Origin of the sequence: Streptomyces sp. DT190 (genome assembly GCF_049846985.1) — a bacterium.
Classification (GTDB): domain Bacteria; phylum Actinomycetota; class Actinomycetes; order Streptomycetales; family Streptomycetaceae; genus Streptomyces.
This window is the reverse complement of record NZ_JBNCNM010000012.1, coordinates 17288-35539: the sequence shown is the minus strand read 5'-3', so window position 1 is coordinate 35539 and position 18252 is coordinate 17288. Positions and strand designations below refer to the sequence as shown.

General features: G+C 68.3%; 20 protein-coding genes. 2 read left to right on the top strand and 18 right to left on the bottom strand.

The genetic code is table 11. From position 1 onward, the window contains the following. Positions 1-2: 2 nt before the first annotated feature. The 13 genes from rplB to ACPXCS_RS21315 form a co-directional block, all read right to left on the bottom strand. On the bottom strand, positions 3-839 hold the full coding sequence (gene rplB, locus ACPXCS_RS21375) for a 50S ribosomal protein L2 (RefSeq protein WP_142193687.1): 837 nt from the start codon (positions 837-839) through the stop codon (positions 3-5). 40 nt (positions 840-879) lie between these two features. Then, positions 880-1299 carry a 50S ribosomal protein L23 gene (gene rplW / locus ACPXCS_RS21370; protein WP_425948542.1) on the bottom strand — a complete coding sequence of 140 codons (420 nt, stop codon included), beginning with the start codon at positions 1297-1299 and terminating at the stop codon, positions 880-882. Next, positions 1299-1955 carry a 50S ribosomal protein L4 gene (rplD, locus tag ACPXCS_RS21365; protein ID WP_190195939.1) on the bottom strand — a complete coding sequence of 219 codons (657 nt, stop codon included), beginning with the start codon at positions 1953-1955 and terminating at the stop codon, positions 1299-1301. The genes rplW and rplD overlap by 1 nt, the downstream gene beginning before the upstream one ends. 4 nt (positions 1956-1959) lie before the next feature. Next, on the bottom strand, positions 1960-2604 hold the full coding sequence (gene rplC, locus ACPXCS_RS21360; RefSeq protein WP_010036739.1) for a 50S ribosomal protein L3: 645 nt from the start codon (positions 2602-2604) through the stop codon (positions 1960-1962). A 17-nt stretch (positions 2605-2621) separates the two neighbouring features. Next, positions 2622-2930: a 30S ribosomal protein S10 gene (gene rpsJ / locus ACPXCS_RS21355; protein WP_003948644.1), complete on the bottom strand. Its 309-nt coding sequence runs from the start codon at positions 2928-2930 to the stop codon at positions 2622-2624. Positions 2931-3396: 466 nt separating this feature from the next. Next, positions 3397-3909 carry a hypothetical protein gene (locus tag ACPXCS_RS21350; RefSeq protein WP_425948545.1) on the bottom strand — a complete coding sequence of 171 codons (513 nt, stop codon included), beginning with the start codon at positions 3907-3909 and terminating at the stop codon, positions 3397-3399. Beyond that, the gene (locus tag ACPXCS_RS21345; protein ID WP_425948546.1) at positions 3897-5807 is read right to left on the bottom strand and encodes an RHS repeat domain-containing protein; all 1911 of its coding nucleotides are present in this window, start codon (positions 5805-5807) and stop codon (positions 3897-3899) included. The genes ACPXCS_RS21350 and ACPXCS_RS21345 overlap by 13 nt, the downstream gene beginning before the upstream one ends. A 67-nt stretch (positions 5808-5874) precedes the next feature. Next, positions 5875-8298, bottom strand: a complete 2424-nt coding sequence (locus ACPXCS_RS21340; protein WP_425948548.1) for a DUF6531 domain-containing protein — start codon at positions 8296-8298, stop codon at positions 5875-5877. A gap of 3 nt (positions 8299-8301) precedes the next feature. Beyond that, positions 8302-8556: a hypothetical protein gene (locus ACPXCS_RS21335; protein ID WP_425948550.1), complete on the bottom strand. Its 255-nt coding sequence runs from the start codon at positions 8554-8556 to the stop codon at positions 8302-8304. 55 nt (positions 8557-8611) lie between these two features. Further along, the gene (locus ACPXCS_RS21330) at positions 8612-9067 is read right to left on the bottom strand and encodes a hypothetical protein (protein ID WP_425948552.1); all 456 of its coding nucleotides are present in this window, start codon (positions 9065-9067) and stop codon (positions 8612-8614) included. Further along, the gene (locus ACPXCS_RS21325) at positions 9067-9714 is read right to left on the bottom strand and encodes a hypothetical protein (protein ID WP_425948554.1); all 648 of its coding nucleotides are present in this window, start codon (positions 9712-9714) and stop codon (positions 9067-9069) included. Before ACPXCS_RS21325 ends, ACPXCS_RS21330 begins: the two co-directional genes overlap by 1 nt. A 68-nt stretch (positions 9715-9782) precedes the next feature. Further along, positions 9783-9980, bottom strand: a complete 198-nt coding sequence (locus tag ACPXCS_RS21320; protein WP_425948556.1) for a DUF397 domain-containing protein — start codon at positions 9978-9980, stop codon at positions 9783-9785. Then, positions 9977-10855, bottom strand: coding sequence for a helix-turn-helix domain-containing protein (locus ACPXCS_RS21315; protein WP_425948557.1), 879 nt, complete (start codon positions 10853-10855; stop codon positions 9977-9979). Before ACPXCS_RS21315 ends, ACPXCS_RS21320 begins: the two co-directional genes overlap by 4 nt. A 144-nt stretch (positions 10856-10999) precedes the next feature. Here ACPXCS_RS21315 and ACPXCS_RS21310 point away from each other — a divergent pair, with 144 nt between their 5' ends. Together ACPXCS_RS21310 and ACPXCS_RS21305 are read left to right on the top strand one after the other, a co-directional pair. Next, the gene (locus ACPXCS_RS21310) at positions 11000-11434 is read left to right on the top strand and encodes an ATP-binding protein (protein WP_425948588.1); all 435 of its coding nucleotides are present in this window, start codon (positions 11000-11002) and stop codon (positions 11432-11434) included. 214 nt (positions 11435-11648) lie between these two features. Then, positions 11649-12944, top strand: a complete 1296-nt coding sequence (locus ACPXCS_RS21305; protein WP_425948559.1) for a family 16 glycosylhydrolase — start codon at positions 11649-11651, stop codon at positions 12942-12944. A 111-nt stretch (positions 12945-13055) separates the two neighbouring features. Here ACPXCS_RS21305 and tuf read toward each other — a convergent pair whose 3' ends face one another. The 5 genes from tuf to ACPXCS_RS21280 form a co-directional block, all read right to left on the bottom strand. Beyond that, complete coding sequence (gene tuf / locus ACPXCS_RS21300; RefSeq protein WP_351356012.1) at positions 13056-14249, bottom strand: elongation factor Tu; 1194 nt, start codon at positions 14247-14249, stop codon at positions 13056-13058. Between the two features lie 156 nt (positions 14250-14405). Next, the gene (gene fusA / locus ACPXCS_RS21295) at positions 14406-16532 is read right to left on the bottom strand and encodes an elongation factor G (protein WP_425948560.1); all 2127 of its coding nucleotides are present in this window, start codon (positions 16530-16532) and stop codon (positions 14406-14408) included. A 39-nt stretch (positions 16533-16571) separates the two neighbouring features. Further along, entirely contained in the window at positions 16572-17042 is a 471-nt protein-coding gene (rpsG, locus tag ACPXCS_RS21290; protein ID WP_003998848.1) for a 30S ribosomal protein S7, read from the bottom strand. Positions 17043-17044: 2 nt separating this feature from the next. Beyond that, complete coding sequence (gene rpsL / locus ACPXCS_RS21285; RefSeq protein WP_003948652.1) at positions 17045-17416, bottom strand: 30S ribosomal protein S12; 372 nt, start codon at positions 17414-17416, stop codon at positions 17045-17047. A 344-nt stretch (positions 17417-17760) separates the two neighbouring features. After that, entirely contained in the window at positions 17761-18225 is a 465-nt protein-coding gene (locus tag ACPXCS_RS21280) for a DUF1707 and DUF4190 domain-containing protein (protein ID WP_425948590.1), read from the bottom strand. Between the last annotated feature and the right edge of the window lie 27 nt (positions 18226-18252).

Genomic DNA, 18252 nt, shown 5'->3' with positions numbered 1-18252 from the left:
CCTTAGCGCTTCTTGTTCGTCTTGCGGCGGCGGACGATGTACTTGTTCGACGCCTTCTTGGGCGAACGAGTACGGCCTTCCTTCTTGCCCCACGGGGACACAGGGTGGCGACCACCGGAGGTCCGGCCCTCACCACCACCGTGCGGGTGGTCAACCGGGTTCATGACCACACCACGGACGGTCGGGCGAACGCCCAGCCACCGCTTACGGCCCGCCTTGCCCCAGTTGATGTTGCTCTGCTCGGCGTTGCCGACCTCGCCGACGGTGGCGCGGCAGCGGACGTCGACCAGGCGGATCTCACCGGACGGCATGCGCAGGTGGGCCATCTGGCCCTCCTTCGCGAGCAGCTGCACCGAGGCGCCGGCGGAGCGGGCGAACTTCGCGCCGCCGCCCGGACGCAGCTCGATGGCGTGCAGCGTGGTACCGACCGGGATGTTGCGCAGGGCCAGGTTGTTGCCCGGCTTGATGTCGGCCCCGGGACCGTTCTCGACGCGGTCGCCCTGGTTCAGGCCACGCGGCGCGAGGATGTAGCGCTTCTCGCCGTCCGCGTAGTGCAGGAGCGCGATGCGCGCGGTGCGGTTGGGGTCGTACTCGATGTGCGCGACCTTCGCCGGCACGCCGTCCTTGTCGTGACGACGGAAGTCGATCACGCGGTAGGCGCGCTTGTGGCCACCACCCTGGTGGCGGACGGTCACACGACCGGAGTTGTTACGGCCACCCTTGCTGTGCAGGGGGCGGACCAACGACTTCTCCGGCGTGGACCGCGTGACCTCGACGAAGTCGGCGACGCTGGAGCCGCGACGGCCCGGCGTAGTCGGCTTGTACTTGCGGATTCCCATTTCTCAGTCCTCGTCCGATATCGGACGATCCGGACCGCCCTCAGGCGGTCGGACCGCCGAAGATGTCGATACGGTCGCCCTCGGCGAGGGTCACGATCGCGCGCTTGGTGGACGCACGCTGGCCGAAGCCGGTGCGGGTCCGCTTGCGCTTGCCCTGGCGGTTGATCGTGTTGACCCCGGTGACCTTGACCGAGAAGACCGCCTGGACGGCCTGCTTGATCTGGGTCTTGTTGGCGCTCGGGTCGACGATGAACGTGTACTTGCCCTCGTCGAGGAGCGCGTAGCTCTTCTCCGAAACGACCGGCTTGAGCAGCACGTCACGGGGGTCCGTGAAGGACTTGCTCAGCGGGGTCTCGACGGTGTTCTTGCCCTCGGTGGCGTGGCGGCGCGCCTTCTTGAGGCGGGCCTCCTTGGCCTTCTTGGCAGCCTTCGAGGCGATAGCGGGGTGACGGATGGCCATCAGACCTCGCTCCCTTCGGTGTCATTGGCCTTCGGGCCCGACACGAAGGACTCGAAAGCGGCCTTGGTGAAGACCACGTCGTCCGAGACGAGAACGTCGTACGTGTTCAGCTGGCCCGGCTCCAGGATGTGGACCTGGGGCAGGTTGCGGGCGGACAGCCACGCGGCCTCGTCGGCGCGGTCGACGACCAGGAGCAGGTTCTTGCGCTCCGAGATCTTGCCGAACAGCGTCCGGGCGGCCTTCGTCGACGGGTTCTCGCCCTCGACGACGCCGGAGACGACGTGGATGCGGTTGTGGCGGGCCCGGTCGGTGAGGGCGTGACGCAGAGCGGCAGCCTTCATCTTCTTCGGGGTCCGCTGCGAGTAGTCACGCGGCACGGGACCGTGCACGACGCCACCACCGGCGAACTGCGGCGCGCGGGTCGAGCCCTGACGGGCGCGACCGGTGCCCTTCTGGCGGTACGGCTTCTTGCCACCGCCGCGGACTTCGCCACGGGTCTTGGTCTTGTGCGTGCCCTGACGGGCCGCGGCCAGCTGCGCGACGACGACCTGGTGGATCAGCGGGATGCTGACCTTCTCAACGCCGAAGATCTCCGCGGGGAGCTCGACGGAACCGGCCTTGTCGCCCGCCGGCGAAAGGATGTCAACAGTGCTCATTACCTCAGGCCCCCTTGGCCGCGGTGCGGACCAGGACGAGGCCGCCGTTCGGACCGGGAACCGCGCCCTTGATGAGCAGCAGACCCTTCTCCGCGTCAACGGCGTGGACGGTCAGGTTCTGGGTGGTGACCCGCTCGTTGCCCATGCGACCCGCCATGCGGAGGCCCTTGAACACACGGCCCGGGGTGGCGCAGCCACCGATGGAACCGGGAGAGCGGTGCTTGCGCTGGGTGCCGTGTCCGGCGCCGAGGCCACGGAAGTTGTGGCGCTTCATGACACCGGCGAAGCCCTTGCCCTTGCTCTTGCCGGTCACGTCGACCTTCACGCCGGCCTCGAACACCTCAGCGGTGATCTCCTGGCCCAGCGTGTACTCGGAGGCGTCCGCGGTGCGGATCTCGACGAGGTGGCGACGGGGAGTGACGTCGGCCTTGGCGAAGTGGCCCTTGAGGGGCTTGTTCACCTTGCGCGGGTCGATCTCGCCGAAGGCGATCTGGACGGACTCGTAGCCGTCGACATCGTTCGTGCGGACCTGGGTGACGACGTTGGGGCCGGCCTTGACGACGGTGACCGGGACGACGCGGTTGTTCGCGTCCCACACCTGCGTCATGCCGAGCTTCTCGCCCAGGATGCCCTTGATCTGCTTAGCCATCTCTCAGATCACCGGCCTCAGAGCTTGATCTCGATGTCGACACCGGCCGGGAGGTCGAGTCGCATCAGAGAGTCAACGGTCTTGGGGGTGGGGTCGAGGATGTCGATCAGGCGCTTGTGCGTGCGCATCTCGAAGTGCTCGCGCGAGTCCTTGTACTTGTGCGGCGACTTGATGACGCAGTACACGTTCTTCTCAGTGGGCAGCGGCACCGGGCCCGCGACCGACGCACCAGTACGCGTCACCGTCTCGACGATCTTCTTCGCCGAGCTGTCGATGACCTCGTGGTCGTAGGCCTTGAGCCGGATGCGGATCTTCTGTCCCGCCATGGCTACTCAGTAGTCCTGTCTCTCTTACGCTCTGGAACCCGGTGGATTCCTTCTGCTGCCTTCGTTCCTCCGACCCACGCGGTCGGGCGTGTCGCGCTCCCGCTGACACAGATGTCCCTTGTTCGAACATCCCTGCGGGATTGCACACGGCCCTTCCGGAACCGCGAGCCGGGGGCGGAAGGCCCACCGGGTGCCTGGCCGGTGCCGCACCTTGCTTCCCGAAAGATTCCCGTACGTCCGCCCCAGCGCTGCCGTGTGGCAGTTAGGACGACGAGTACTGTGGGACTCGCTTCCGGTCCTCCCGGCGGGAGGCGCGCAGCATCAACACTCGACCGAGCAACTCGGACAGTCTGCCATACGGGGCATCCTCGACGCCAATCGAGCCGGAGAGAATACCCCGGGGGTGACGAAGGTCAAACCAGGGGCGCGCGGGGCCGTCGCCGGGCAGCAACACCCCCGCCGGGCGTCAGAGCCACTCCCCCTCGTCGTCCTGCTCGCCGGCGCCGTGGTCGCGGATCACGACCACCAGCTGGACGGGCGCCTCGGTGTCGTCGTGCCTGACGCCGGCCAGGACCACCTTGTCCGCGAGCCGCCACGCGGTGTGGTCGACGTAGTCCACCCCGCCGGTGAGGTCCTCGTCGGCGGCCTCCAGCCGCCCGCCGAGCGCTCCGGACTCCAACTGGGCCACCACAGTGGGAAGTTCGGCGGAAGCGGCGTCGTACAGGTCGTCGATGTAGGTGTCCGGGTCCGGCCGTTCGTCCTCGACCTCCCGGTACCAGAGCGTGAACTCCACCTCCACCGGACCGTCGCCCTGGATCCAGGCGCGCGCGTCGCCCCGGCGCCAGGTCGTGGCCCAGGCCTTTGCGGGATTCCGGCGTTCGCCGTCCCAGCCGGTGGCGTCGAGAACGGCGGCCGCCGCCGGGCCCGTGAGTTCGTCGAGTTCGGACAGCTGACCCAATTCGAAACTTACGTCAACCATTTACTCATTCCACTCATACCATTGCCGGGCACATGAAAGACCGCCAGCGTACCATTCGCCATTGCTTCCGGGAAATGAGTGCCGAGCACCTCTCGGAAATGAGCCGCGCCCGCCTGGTTCGAAATGGCATAGCGCACCCCCTTTCCACCCAGCTCCTCGTTCATCTGCAATAGCTTGGCGGCCTGGTCGGTGATTTTCTTCTCGTTGTAGAGCGAGCTCTCGGGATTATAGGCGGACTTGGCCCATTCGCTTTCCCGGCCCCCGGTGAACTTCGCTTCCATGATCCAGCCGTTGGTCGGGCCGCCGTCCATGTGCACCGCCCGGCCGTCGGAGAGCTTCCAGATCTGTTCGTAGTCCACGCCGGACACGACACGCTGGTACCTGAACGAAGGACGCTTCAGCATCTTGTCGGTCATCCAGGCGAGTCCCTTGAAGGTGGGGCAGGACTGGAGCCCCAGCGGGTCCGACCAGACCATCGGGTTGACCACGTACGCGTAGTGGTCGGGTCCGGCCGCGAGACCCAGCGGGTCGGGTGAGATGTATCGGGCCGAGTGCGCGTCGTAATAGCGGAAGCAGTTGTAGTGGAGCTCACTCTCCGCGTCGAAGTATTGACCGGGAAACCGAAGGCGGAAGTCTTCCTCCGCCGGGCGCACGCCTTCTTGTGCACCCCACAGACCTGCTCTGCTTTTCCACGTGGTCCTGCCGTGCGGCGAGAGCAGTTCCAGCGGGCTTCCCGCGAGATCGCTCACGATGAGCCGGAACCTGCGGTCGACCTCGTCCTGCGGCGCATCCCGAAGCCACTCGCGACGGCTCTGGGCTATCGCACGGTGGCTGTCGGGCGCGTACTCATAGGTGAGGGTGGTGCGGTTGCCGGACCCCGAGTCGCGTATCTCCTCCGCCAGGCGTGTGCCGTCCCAGACGAAATACACGGCCTCGGCTGTTTCGCCGGCGGAGTCCAGGCGTTCCTTGGATATGCGGCGTCCCAGCGGATCGTAGGTGTAGCGCCAGGTCGTCCCGTCCGGGGTGACGAGACCGATCAGCCGGTCCTCGGCGTTCCACGTGTAGGTCCAGGTCTTGCGGACGCCTGAGAGGGATCTCCGCGTCCGCCGGACCACCCTGCCCTGGGCGTCGTACGCGTAGCGGGTGCGGCCGGCTCTCGTCAGGCGGTTTCCGGTGTACGTGTACCGCTGGGCAGGTGTGTCCCCGGTGCCGTCGCCCTGCTCCCGCCGGGAGGAGATCAGCCGTCCCCCGGAGTCGTACGCGTAGCCCTCGGTCCAGGACTGCGCGCGGACACCGGTGGCCCGGCCCTTCGCGTCCAGCTCGTAGCGCTTCCCGCCGGTCCGGGCGTCGACGGTCTCGACGGGGCCGCGCGCGGAATGGACGTACCGGCGGTCCGCGAAGGCTGCCTCCGGGACGGCGTGGTCCGCCGTGCCGACCGGGAGAACCGTCTGCCTGCGCAGCCGGTGCATCGCGTCCCACTCCTGCCGCACCGACAGGGCTTCGTCCAGCCGCACCTCCGTCTCCCTGCCCGCGGCGTCATGCGCGAAGCGCAGGGAGTGGTCGAAGGCCGCCAGTTCCTCAGGCAGCCCGTCCGGGGTGTAGGACCAGTGGCTGGCTGCTCCGGAGGGGGTCAGTCGGGTGGTGCGCCGACCGGCCAGGTCGTAGCGGAAGGTGCTGGTCCGGCCGTTGACGGTCTCCTCCGTGACACGGCCGTACTCGTCATGGCGGTAGGCAAGGCGGGTCCCGGGCGCCAGCGCTTCCTTCAGCAGCCCGGCATCGTCATAGCGGAAGACGGTGGTCGTGTCTCCGACCCGTTTCTCCAGGACGTTGCCGACCACGTCGCGTACGAACTCGATGGTTTCGCCGGCGCCGTTGACCTGCCGGACCAGACGCCCCACCTCGTCGTGGACGTACGTCAGCGAACGTCCGTCGAAGTCCTCCTCGGCGACGAGTCGGCCCGCCGCGTCAATAGGTGTAGTTCCAGGTCAGCCCCAAGGGGTTGGTGACGGTGGTGAGCCGCAGCTCGGTGTCGCGGTCGAAGCGGAGAGTCCCGCCGACGGGGTCGGTCCTGCTCGCCAGCAGGTCGAAGTGCGTGTACGTCGACAGGGTCGTCGCCCCCGCGGGGTCCGTGTACGCGAGGAGGTTCCCCTCTGCGTCCCAGGTCCAGGACTCCGTGCTGCCGTCGGCTGCGATCCTCTTGCTTCTTTGGCCCTCCGTCGTCCAGAGGATCCGGGTGACTCCCCCCAGCGGGTCCGTCACGGTCTCGATGCGGCCGAAGGCGTCCCGGGAGTACTCGACGACCGCACCCGTGGCGCTCGTGACACGCACCGGAAGCCCCGCGGCGTCGGTGACCATCGACACGGTCGCACCCAGGGCGTCGGTGATCGTGGTGAGGGCCCCGCCGGGGCCGTAACCGAAGCGGGTCTCCGCGCCCTGCGGTTCCACCACCGACGTACGGTTGCCGCGCTCGTCGTAGCGGTAGGTCCGCACGGCTCCGTCACCACCGACGGTCCGGACGGGGAGATGCCACTGGTTGTACTCGGCGGTGGCCCGGCGGCCGTCGGGACCCGTGATCGACGTGACGTTGCCGGCTTCGTCGTACGTGTACGCCGTCTCACGTCCCAGTGGGTCGATCTGCTTGAGCAATCGTCCGTGGCGGTCCCATGAGAGCGATTCCTGCCGCCCGAGGGGGTCGGTCACCCGGACGAGCTGCAGGAGCTGGTTGTACTCGTACCGGAGGGAGTGGCCGAGGGAGTTCGTGTACGTCGTGCGACGCTGCCCGGGGTCGTGGTCGATGACGCAGTCCAGGAACCCGTCGGCGCCCCGTCCCGCTACGCAGCGGTCATCGCCGTCGTAGGTGAACCGGTACCAGCTGCCGTTGCGATCGGTCCAGGAGACGATGCGCGCGCGGTCGTCGTACTCGAGCCGGAAGGGCAGGCCGGAGGAGTTGTAGATCTCTGCGAGGTTGCGGTCGGACGAGTACCCGTAGCGCAGCAGCGTCGTGGCGCCGTCGTCAGCGGCTGTGTCCCTCAGACGCAGGCACGTCACCAGGCCGTCCGTCGTCTCGACCTCGATGTGGTAGCCGCCCGAGTGCCGGATCGTGCCCGGCGCGCCATCCGGGTCCCTGTCGATGTCGATGCGGTTGTCGTTCCGGTCGGTGATCGCGGTGAGCGCCAGGGTGTACGGCATGTCCGGCAGCGGTTGGGCGACCGCCGTGAAGTGACGGGTGACGCCGAGGGCCGGGTCGTGGATGCGCAGGGTGCCGTGTTGCGGTCCGTCCCATTCCAGCGGCCATCGCGGGCCTTCCAGCGGCATGGTCGGCTCGCCGGGGCGAGGCACGGGATAGGCGAGGATCATGCCGTCCTCCGCTGCGAACAGCACCCCCTGCCCGTCGAGTTCCACCCGCTCGTCCAGCGTGGACGCCCACGACCGGCCGAACCACCGTCCCTCCCGGTACGTGGAGATGTGCGTGCGCTTCAGCACCAGCGACAGGATCCCGGGAAGCTCGACATCGGTGTCGTACATCAGCATCTCGCCGGTGACCATGTCGATGGGGTCACCGCCGGGGCAGCGCCCGGCAAGCGCCTTGGCCCGTTTGACGAGGTCGCCCGCACCGCCCCTCAAGGACCTGCCCAGCCCCTTGACGCCCTGCGCCATGCCCTTGAGGCCGACCTTCCCGAAGGCCTTCATGCCCTTGGCCAACCCTCCGAGGGTCGTCAGGCCCTTCATGCCCGGGATGCAGTCCAGAGCCGCCAGCCCCACGTCCCACAGGGACGCTCGGCCCTTGCTGTATTTGTAGAGCGTGTCGGCGAGCACGACCGCCGCCGCGATCAGCACGATCGCGCCCAGGATCGGCCCACCGATGATCATCGCGACGATGCCGACCACGGCCACGACGACCTTGCACACCGCGACGATGGTGTCCCAGTTGTCGACGAACCAGTCGCCGACCTCCTCCCACCAGGACCGGTTCCGGATGCCGGCGTCCGAGGCCTCGTCGATCTTCGACTTGGCCTCCCGCGCGGCCTCCTCGCGCATCCTGCGGGCGTCCTCGGCCATCTTCTTCGCCGCGGCGAGCGCGTCCTGCGCGTCGGAGACGTCCGACTGGGCCCTGGTCTGGGCGGACTTCGCGTGCTGCACGTCCCGCGTCGCGGCCCGCACCTTCGCCTCGTCCGGCTTGTCCGCGTCGGACGTGCTGCCGGTCGGGTCGTCCTTGTACTTGTCCGCCTCCTTGCCGGCCCGCGTCACCCACGAGTCGGCGGAGGCGAGGCGGGACTGCGCGGAGGAGAGGTTGTCGCGGGCCTCCCGGCCCTTGCGCAGGGCCTTGTCCGCCAGGGACTGCGCGCGCTCCAGCTTCGGCCAGAAGTCCGCCAGCGCGTCCCCGCACATCTCCTAGGACTTCTTCAGCTTCCTGAGGTTCTTCGGGACGTCGGCGAAGTCCTCCTTGAAGACGTCCGCCGACTTGCCCGCCCACTCCAGCAGCGTCCCCTCGCCCGCCATGCCCTTGACCAGACGCAGCGCGTCGGAGACGTCGTCGGCGAAGTCGTGCAGTTGCTTCGCGAGTGTGCGCACGCGCTGCGGATCGCCCGGGGTCGGGTCCTTGTCCAGATCCAGGACATGCCAGTCCGTCGGCCTGTGACCCGCCATACCGCAACCCCCGTCACGCCCGCACCTACGTCAACAGCCGTATGCGGGAGTGAACTTATCGCACGATCCGCCAGGCATCCTCGACGGCGTGCACGAGCCGGATCCACCAGGCTTCCAGCCCGTCCCGCACCGCCGCGTACGCCCACCGCCACCTGAACCACCACGGCAGCCTCCGCAGCGGTACGAAGGTCAGGACATCCCTGATGGGGTGCTCGGCGACGCCGCCGGGGCCCTCGGCGCGCAGGGCCGCGTACAGCTCCGGGGTCAACTCCCCGTTCAGCCGCGCCGCGTGGCCCGCCGCCGTGAAGGCGAACCCCCGCTGGCCGGCGTCCGGCAAGCGCATCGCCCTGATGATCCGCGGCGACACCTCCGCCGGCGTGCAGTGGAAGGCCAGACCGATCACGGCCGTCCCGAGACCGGCCTCGCCCCGCTCGAACGCCGCGTCCCACTCCTCCGGGTCGTCCAGGCCCAGCAAGCCCTGCCCACTCGCCCAGTCCCACCCGGGAGGCATCAGGCCGTGAACCGGAACGTCGACGTGATCGCGTCGAAGATGTCGAAGAACGAGTCCGCGAGGTCCAGGACCTGGCTGCTGCCCGCGACCAGGGCGACCTTGCCCTCCTGGCCCGGCACCGGGATGTACGTCTGCATCAGCACGGCCCGGACCGTGCGGTTGAGCTCATCGCCCGGTACGGCGATGTCCTCGACGCCGTACGTGCGCGCCGCCGGGCCGGCGCCCGGGATGTCGACCGTGGTCACCTTGCGCCAGGAGTCGCCCTCCCGCCTGGCCTCCTTCACCGCGAGCTGGCCCGCGACGGCCGCCGGGTCGTTCGACAGCGGCTCACCGCGCTCGTCGCGGCCGCCGACCAGGGAGACGGTCACGGACCCCGTGATGGGGGTGTCGCCGCCGAAGTTCTCCGCCATGCAGCCGCAGTACAGCGCGCCCGACTTCCAGGCGTCCGCCGCGGCCTTGCGCAGGAAGTCGACGTACGTGTCCCGGTACTGCTCCAGCTCCGGCCGCTGCCGCACCCGCTCGGTCACCATCCGACGGATCGAGTCGTCCCGCGACTCCGGCCGGACGTCGAACTCCCACCACGACTCCGGCACCTTGATCCGGAAACCGCCCCGCTCGACGGTCACTGCCTCCATGTAGCGGGCCATGACGCCGGCCTCCCCGTTCGCACGTTCAGACGATCAATCGATCCTTGTTCCGTGCGCACATCGTGCCACTAGGCAGCGGGAAGCCCGGATACGAAGCCTGCCCACGCCCCGGGCGACACCGCCAGCCGAGCGCCCTGTGTCTGCTTGGAGTCCCGGACGTGGACCGTCGCGGTGTCCGGGGCTATCGCGATCTCGACGCAGGAGTTGCCGTCCGGGCCACTGCTGTAGCTGCTTTTGAACCACGTCAGTTCAGCGTTGCGGATCATGTCTCTCCCCGCAGTTCCTCGATGTAGGTCAGCGACTCCCGTGGGGGGAGGGCCTGAGCCCGGATGGTGCCATACCGCAGTTCGAGGATCTGGATCTGCTTCGGGTCGGTGGTCGGCCGGCCGCTGAAGGCGCCGTCGGACCGGCCCACCGCGGTGCCGTCCCCGAACTTCAGCACCTCGATCCTCCCGTTCAGACCGGGATGGGCCTCACTGCTCGTCGGCATCACCTGGAGCCTGACGTTGCGCAACCGGCCCACCTCCAGCAGGCGCTCAAGCTGCTGACGCCAGACCATTGTGCCCCCGACCGGGCGCCGCAGCGTGGCCTCCTCCTGGACGAAACTGAGCGAAGGAGCAGGCGACCGCTCGAAGACGGACCGGCGAGCCATGCGCGCGGCCACGAGCTGGTCGACCTCGTCCGGCGAGTAGGCCGGCTGCCATGACTCGAACAACGCCCGCGCATGCGCCGGAGTCTGCAACAGCCCATGCACGCTGTTGCACTCGTACACCCCGATCTCCACCGCCCGCCCCTCCAACTGGGCGAGTTCCCGCACCTTCTTGGGATAGCGGACCCTCTTCACGTCCTCCCACGTCGCCGCGATGAGCCCACCCGCCCCCAGCACCCGGTCCGCCGCCGCGAGGTACTCCTGGCGGGGAATCCGCTTCCCGCCCTCGATCTTGTAGACCAGGTCCTCCCCGTACCCCACCGCCGTCCCGAACTCCGCGGCCCGCAGCCCCACCGCCTCCCGCCGCAGCTTCAGCTGCCGCCCCACCGTCGCGATGACGGCGACACCCCACTCGTCGTCGGGGTCCACCTCCCACCCCGGCTCGTCCGCCTCGCTCCTGAGCCGTCCCGTCTCCGCCGCCTCGGCCGTCATCCCGCACCCTTCCGTCGTACGCCCCTGCCTCAGCGCCCTACCCGTACGCCCGGCACCGACAGCCCGGACACGACCGGACAAGCTCCGGACAGTCACCGTACGCACTCGCTGAGTCACTGTTCACGGTAGGCGCACCCAGCCACGCTGGGTGACGTGAAGCAGAACTCCCCCACCGAGACCGGACCCGAACCCGCCCTCCGGGTCCGCAACTTCAGCGTCCGGCTCTCCCCCACCGCCCGCGGCGCCCGCCTCGCCCGGCTCCTCGTCGTCGAGCAACTGCGTTCCTGGGGGCTGCCGTCGGACCGGGCGGCCCAGGTCGTGGCGGAACTGTCCGCCAACGCCGTCACCCACGGCCGCGTCCCGGGCCGCGACTTCCGCCTGCTCCTCTACGTGGTCGGCGGCACCCTGCGCATCGAGGTGACCGACACCCGCGACGACCGGCACCCGGCCCCCCGGTGCCCCTCCCCCGACGCCGAGTCCGGCCGCGGCCTGCTGCTCGTCGACGCGCTCGCCGACCGCTGGGGCGTCACCCGGGGCCTTTCGCCCCGCAAGACCGTCTGGGCCGAGATCGACCTCTGAGGCCGGCCTCGGCTCCGCCCCTCCTTAACGCCGCCTTAAGCGGGCTTTAAGCGAAGTGGAGGTCAGCCGGTCGGCTCCAACTCAGCGCATTTCAAGAGGGGTTGACGGACCAATCGGGCAGTTGGTTGCGTGGTGAACCGTTCGTACCATCCCCCCACGGCCGACCAGCGTCGGCCCACTCCCCCCATCCCCCACAGACAAGGTGTGTACAGCCATGGCTGCTCATCGCACACGCCGACGGACACTCGGCAGACTCGTCCCGCTGGTCTGCGCCTCCGCCGCCGCCGCGCTCACCCTGACCGCCCTCGGCCCGTCCGCCGCACAGGCCGACGCCACCGCACAGGCGAACACCGCCGGCACCACCGCCGCCGCCGCGACCTGGTCCGACGAGTTCGACGGCGCCGCCGGCACCGCCCCGGACCCGGCCAAGTGGACCGTGGAGACCGGCGGTTCCGGCAACGGCAACAACGAGCTGCAGTACTACACGAACAGCAGAGACAACGTTGCCCTCGACGGCAACGGCAACCTGGTCATCACCGCCCGCAAGAACACCGACCCGGGCCTCCAGTGCTGGTACGGCACCTGCCAGTACACCTCCGCCCGGCTCAACACGGCCCGGACGTTCACGCAGGCGTACGGCCACTTCGAGGCCCGGATCAAGGTGCCGCGCGGCCAGGGCATGTGGCCCGCGTTCTGGATGCTCGGCAACGACCTGGGCAGCGTCGGATGGCCCAACAGCGGCGAGATCGACATCATGGAGAACGTCGGCTACGAGCCCGGCACCGTCCACGGCACCCTGCACGGCCCCGGCTACTCCGGCAGCGGCGGCATCGGCGCGGCCTACACCCTCTCCGGCGGCCGGGCCTTCGCCGACGACTTCCACGTCTTCGCCGTCGACTGGACCCCCGAGAAGATCACCTGGTCCGTCGACGGGCAGACGTACCAGACCCGCACCCCGGCCGACCTGGGCGGCAGGAAGTGGGTCTACGACCACCCCTTCTTCCTGATCCTCAACCTCGCCGTGGGCGGCAACTGGCCCGGCAGCCCGGACGGGAACACGCGGTTCCCGCAGACGATGACCGTGGACTACGTCCGCGTCTCCACCACCGACGGCGGCGGCTCCGGCGGCACCACCGGCGCCATCAAGGGCATCGGCGGCATGTGCGCCGACGTCGCCGGCGCCTCGACGGCCGACGGCACGCCCATCCAGCTGCACAACTGCACGGGTGTCGACGCCCAGAAGTGGACGCTCGGCGCCGACGGCACCGTACGCGCCCTCGGCAAGTGCCTGGACGTGCGCGGCGGGTCCACCGCCGACGGAGCAGCGGTGCAGCTCTACACCTGCAACGGCACCAGGGCCCAGCAGTGGGTGCACACCGCGGCCCGCGACCTGGTCAACGTCGGCGCGGACAAGTGCCTGGACGCCAAGGGCAACTCCTCCGCCGACGGCACCCCGCTGCAGATCTGGACGTGCACCGGCGCGGCCAACCAGAAGTGGACGCTCGGCTGACCTCCTGACGCGCCGACACCGCCGGACACGGCAAAGGGGCCCGTACGACCGAAGTCGTACGGGCCCCTTCGAGCCACTCAGGTCAATCGACCGTCAAGCCAGTCCGAGGACTCACTTGGTGATCTTGGTGACCTGGCCGGCGCCCACGGTCCGGCCACCCTCACGGATGGCGAACTTCAGGCCCTCCTCCATGGCGACGGGCTGGATGAGCTCCACCTTCATCTCGGTGTTGTCACCCGGCATGACCATCTCGGTGCCCTCGGGGAGGGTCACCACGCCGGTCACGTCCGTCGTACGGAAGTAGAACTGCGGGCGGTAGTTGTTGAAGAACGGCGTGTGGCGGCCACCCTCGTCCTTGGACAGGATGTAGGCCTGCGCCTCGAACTCCGTGTGCGGCGTGACCGAGCCCGGCTTGATGATGACCTGGCCGCGCTCGACGTCCTCGCGCTTGATGCCACGGAGGAGCAGACCGACGTTCTCACCGGCCTGGCCCTCGTCGAGGAGCTTCCGGAACATCTCGATGCCGGTGACCGTGGTGGTGGTCTTCTCGGTCTTGATGCCGATGATGTCGACGGTCTCGTTGACCTTCAGGACACCACGCTCGATACGGCCGGTGACGACCGTACCGCGACCGGTGATCGTGAAGACGTCCTCGATCGGCATGAGGAACGGCTTGTCGACGTCGCGCTCCGGCTCCGGGATCGCGGTGTCGACGGCGTTCATGAGCTCGAGGACGGAGTTGCCCCACTCCTTGTCGCCCTCGAGGGCCTTCAGAGCGGAGACCTTGACGACGGGAACGTCGTCGCCCGGGAACTCGTACTCGGAGAGGAGCTCACGGACCTCGAGCTCGACGAGCTCCAGGATCTCCTCGTCGTCCACCATGTCGGCCTTGTTCAGCGCGACGACGATGTACGGAACGCCGACCTGGCGGGCCAGGAGCACGTGCTCCTTGGTCTGCGGCATCGGGCCGTCGGTGGCGGCGACCACGAGGATGGCGCCGTCCATCTGCGCCGCACCCGTGATCATGTTCTTGATGTAGTCCGCGTGACCGGGGCAGTCGACGTGGGCGTAGTGACGCGTCTCGGTCTGGTACTCGACGTGCGCGATGGAGATGGTGATACCGCGCTGGCGCTCCTCAGGAGCCTTGTCGATCTGGTCGAAGGCCGAGGCCTCGTTGATGTCCGGGTACGCGTCGTGCAGCACCTTGGTAATGGCGGCCGTGAGGGTCGTCTTACCGTGGTCGATGTGACCGATGGTGCCGATGTTGACGTGCGGCTTAGTCCGCTCGAACTTCGCCTTCGCCACTGGGGTCCTCCTGGGAGTGGTTCTGGTACGCCTTACTTCATCGGCGCCAGGTGATCTTTGCTGGAAAGCCCGGGCCCCGGGGCACTCTCACCACGATTGCGGTGGAATGCCCCTCAAGGCTCCGGAGTCAAGCCTACGGCGTGTAGACGCGGTGCGTTACTCGCCCTTGGCCTTCGCGATGATCTCCTCGGCGACGTTCCGCGGAACCTCGGCGTAGGAGTCGAACTGCATGGAGTAGCTCGCACGGCCGGACGTCTTGCTGCGCAGGTCGCCGACGTAGCCGAACATCTCCGAGAGGGGCACGAGGCCCTTCACGACGCGGGCACCGGCCCGCTCCTCCATGGCCTGGATCTGGCCACGGCGGGAGTTGATGTCACCGATGACCTCACCCATGTAGTCCTCGGGCGTGGTGACCTCGACGGCCATCATCGGCTCAAGGAGTACGGGGCTGGCCTTGCGCGCGGCCTCCTTGAAGGCCTGCGAACCGGCGATCTTGAACGCGAGCTCGGAGGAGTCGACCTCGTGGTAGGCACCGTCGAGCAGCGTCACGCGGACACCGGTCATCTCGTAACCGGCGAGGATGCCGAACTGCATGGCCTCCTGCGCGCCGGCGTCCACCGAAGGGATGTACTCCTTCGGCACACGGCCACCGGTCACCTTGTTGATGAACTCGTACGAGGCGTCGCCGCCCTCGATCGGCTCGATCGCGATGATGACGCGGGCGAACTGGCCGGTACCACCCGTCTGCTTCTTGTGGGTGAACTCGACCTTCTCGACGGCCTTGCGGATCGTCTCGCGGTAGGCGACCTGCGGCTTGCCGACGTTGGCCTCGACCTTGAACTCACGGCGCATACGGTCGACCAGCACCTCGAGGTGCAGCTCGCCCATACCACCGATGATGGTCTGGCCCGTCTCCTCGTCCGAGTGGACCTGGAAGGACGGGTCCTCCTCGGCCAGGCGCTGGATCGCGACGCCGAGCTTCTCCTGGTCGCCCTTCGACTTGGGCTCGATGGCGACCTGGATGACCGGCGCCGGGAAGTCCATGGACTCCAGGATGACCGGGTTCTTGTCGTCGGACAGCGTCTCACCGGTGGTGGTCTGCTTCAGGCCCATGACGGCGACGATGTCGCCGGCGCCCACCGAGTCGATCTCCTCACGCTTGTTCGCGTGCATGCGGTAGATCTTGCCGATGCGCTCCTTCTTGCCCTTGACGGAGTTGAGCACCGAGGTGCCGGACTCCAGGCGGCCCGAGTAGACCCGGACGAAGGTGAGCTTGCCGAGGTGCGGGTCGCTCATGATCTTGAACGCCAGCGCGGCGAGGGGCTCCTCGTCCGACGGCTTCCGCGCGATGACCTTCTCCGGGTCCTTGACGTCGTGGCCCTCGATGGCCTCGATGTCGACCGGCGACGGCAGGTAGCGCACGACGGCGTCGAGCAGAGGCTGCACGCCCTTGTTCTTGAACGCGGTGCCGCAGAACACGGGGGTGACGGTGGTGCCGCCGCCCTTGCCGGACGCGATGGTGATGCGACGGATCGCGGCGTAGAGCTGCTCCACGGTGGGCTCGGTGCCCTCCAGGTACAGCTCCATCAGCTCTTCGTCGTTCTCGGCGACGGCCTCGAGCAGCTTGCCGCGGTACTCCTCGGCAGCCTCGAGGTGGGTGTCCGGGATGTCGACGGTGTCGTACATCTCACCCTTGGTCGCCTCGGCCGACCAGACCAGGGCCTTCATCGTCACGAGGTCGATGACACCCTTGAAGTCCGCCTCGGCACCGATCGGCAGCTGCATGACCAGCGGCTGCGCGCCCAGGCGGTCCGAGATCATGTCCACGCAGCGGTGGAACTCGGCACCGGTCCGGTCCAGCTTGTTGACGAAGCAGATACGCGGAACGCCGTAGCGGTCCGCCTGACGCCACACCGTCTCGGACTGCGGCTCGACACCGGCGACGCCGTCGAACACCGTCACGGCACCGTCGAGCACGCGCAGGGAACGCTCCACCTCGACGGTGAAGTCGACGTGGCCCGGCGTGTCGATGATGTTGATGGTGTGGTCGACGTCCTCCAGCGGCCAGTGGCAGGTGGTGGCAGCAGAGGTGATCGTGATGCCACGCTCCTGCTCCTGCTCCATCCAGTCCATGGTGGCAGCGCCGTCGTGGACCTCACCGATCTTGTACGAAACGCCGGTGTAGAACAGGATCCGCTCGGTGGTGGTCGTCTTGCCCGCGTCGATGTGGGCCATGATCCCGATGTTGCGGACCCTGGCCAGGTCAAGCGAAGTGGTAGCCATAAGGCTTCAGTCTTCTCTCGGTCTCGATGGGGTCTGCGACTACCAGCGGTAGTGCGCGAAGGCCTTGTTGGACTCGGCCATCTTGTGCGTGTCCTCGCGCTTCTTCACAGCGGCACCCAGGCCGTTGCTGGCGTCGAGGAGCTCGTTGAGCAGACGCTCGGTCATGGTCTTCTCGCGACGGGCGCGGGAGTAACCGACGAGCCAGCGCAGCGCCAGGGTGTTGGCACGGCCGGGCTTGACCTCGACCGGGACCTGGTAGGTGGCACCACCGACACGGCGGGACTTGACCTCGAGGGTCGGCTTGATGTTCTCGAGAGCGCGCTTCAGCGTGATGACCGGGTCGTTGCCGGTCTTCTCGCGCAGGCCCTCCATGGCGCCGTAGACGATGCGCTCGGCGGTGGAGCGCTTGCCGTTCAGCAGCACCTTGTTGATCAGGGAGGTCACCAGAGGAGAACCGTAGACCGGGTCGATGATGACCGGGCGCTTCGGGGCGGGGCCCTTACGAGGCATTCTTACTTCTCCTTCTTGGCGCCGTAACGGCTGCGAGCCTGCTTGCGGTTCTTGACACCCTGGGTGTCGAGGGAACCGCGGATGATCTTGTAGCGAACACCCGGCAGGTCCTTCACACGGCCGCCGCGCACGAGCACGATCGAGTGCTCCTGCAGGTTGTGTCCCTCACCCGGAATGTAGGCCGTGACCTCGATGCCGCTGGTCAGACGCACACGCGCGACCTTACGGAGGGCCGAGTTCGGCTTCTTCGGGGTGGTCGTGAACACACGCGTGCAGACGCCACGACGCTGGGGCGAACCCTCGAGTGCGGGCGTCTTGTTCTTCTCGACCTTGTCCTGCCGGCCCTTGCGGACCAGCTGCTGGATCGTAGGCACTACTTCTCCGGTTTCTGTGTGCCGATGGGTACAGCTAACCTGGAACATCGCCGACCCACGCGGTCGGGTGTGTCGAATCCCGCGGACTCCCGCCGCCAGGCAGAATTAAGCGCAGATTGCGGTGGCCGCTTACGGCTCGACGTGCGGTTGATGGCACGCACGAGAGCCAGGGCACACCCCAGGCACAAGGTCTGAGCGTACCTATCGCATTCGCTGCGGTCAAAACAAATGGGCACCGCCCGCATCGGTATGCGGGACATGTCAAGACCCTCGGGCGTCGTCGATCTTCATTTCAGCGGAAGCTGTCCGATTTGCCTACATTACCCGGCGGCAGCGGCCGGGCGTCACCCGGCGGCGATCGACACCAGGGTCAGCAGCACCAGCACGAGTGCCCAGCCGGCCGTGGACAGCCACCCGAGCACGAGCCCGGTCAGGGCCAGCCCGTCCCCCAGATCGCCCCGGCTGCGGATCTCAGAGCGCGCGATGTGGCCCAGCACGACGGCCGGAATGCCGGTCAGCCCCATCGTCGGCACGCACAGCAGCCCGCACACGGCGGCGGCGACCGCCTTGCCGTTGGTCTGCGGCCGCGGCACCGGCAGGAACGCCGGCGGCACGGCCACGGCCGGCACGGAGTGCGGCACCGGCCCCTGCGGCAGATCGGCGACGAGCAGCGCCAGCTCCCCCACGGTCCGCGCCGCGTACGCCCGCGCCACCCGCTTCTCGAACTCCCCGTGCTCCATCCGTCCCTCCCCGTACCCCGCTCTGAGCACGTCGACGGCACGTTCCCGATCGGCGTGCGAGGCCAGCATCGACGGAACGCTGTGACCCTGCCAGGG

What these genes read in the sequence shown, in the direction of transcription:
- rplB (WP_142193687.1), bottom strand. Translation starts at nt 839, where the DNA reads ATGGGAATCCGCAAGTACAAGCCGACTACGCCGGGCCGTCGCGGCTCC.
- rplW (WP_425948542.1), bottom strand. Translation starts at nt 1,299, where the DNA reads ATGGCCATCCGTCACCCCGCTATCGCCTCGAAGGCTGCCAAGAAGGCC.
- rplD (WP_190195939.1), bottom strand. Translation starts at nt 1,955, where the DNA reads ATGAGCACTGTTGACATCCTTTCGCCGGCGGGCGACAAGGCCGGTTCC.
- rplC (WP_010036739.1), bottom strand. Translation starts at nt 2,604, where the DNA reads ATGGCTAAGCAGATCAAGGGCATCCTGGGCGAGAAGCTCGGCATGACG.
- rpsJ (WP_003948644.1), bottom strand. Translation starts at nt 2,930, where the DNA reads ATGGCGGGACAGAAGATCCGCATCCGGCTCAAGGCCTACGACCACGAG.
- ACPXCS_RS21350 (WP_425948545.1), bottom strand. Translation starts at nt 3,909, where the DNA reads ATGGTTGACGTAAGTTTCGAATTGGGTCAGCTGTCCGAACTCGACGAA.
- ACPXCS_RS21340 (WP_425948548.1), bottom strand. Translation starts at nt 8,298, where the DNA reads ATGTGCGGGGACGCGCTGGCGGACTTCTGGCCGAAGCTGGAGCGCGCG.
- ACPXCS_RS21335 (WP_425948550.1), bottom strand. Translation starts at nt 8,556, where the DNA reads ATGGCGGGTCACAGGCCGACGGACTGGCATGTCCTGGATCTGGACAAG.
- ACPXCS_RS21330 (WP_425948552.1), bottom strand. Translation starts at nt 9,067, where the DNA reads ATGCCTCCCGGGTGGGACTGGGCGAGTGGGCAGGGCTTGCTGGGCCTG.
- ACPXCS_RS21325 (WP_425948554.1), bottom strand. Translation starts at nt 9,714, where the DNA reads ATGGCCCGCTACATGGAGGCAGTGACCGTCGAGCGGGGCGGTTTCCGG.
- ACPXCS_RS21320 (WP_425948556.1), bottom strand. Translation starts at nt 9,980, where the DNA reads ATGATCCGCAACGCTGAACTGACGTGGTTCAAAAGCAGCTACAGCAGT.
- ACPXCS_RS21315 (WP_425948557.1), bottom strand. Translation starts at nt 10,855, where the DNA reads ATGACGGCCGAGGCGGCGGAGACGGGACGGCTCAGGAGCGAGGCGGAC.
- ACPXCS_RS21305 (WP_425948559.1), top strand. Translation starts at nt 11,649, where the DNA reads ATGGCTGCTCATCGCACACGCCGACGGACACTCGGCAGACTCGTCCCG.
- fusA (WP_425948560.1), bottom strand. Translation starts at nt 16,532, where the DNA reads ATGGCTACCACTTCGCTTGACCTGGCCAGGGTCCGCAACATCGGGATC.
- rpsG (WP_003998848.1), bottom strand. Translation starts at nt 17,042, where the DNA reads ATGCCTCGTAAGGGCCCCGCCCCGAAGCGCCCGGTCATCATCGACCCG.
- ACPXCS_RS21280 (WP_425948590.1), bottom strand. Translation starts at nt 18,225, where the DNA reads ATGCTGGCCTCGCACGCCGATCGGGAACGTGCCGTCGACGTGCTCAGA.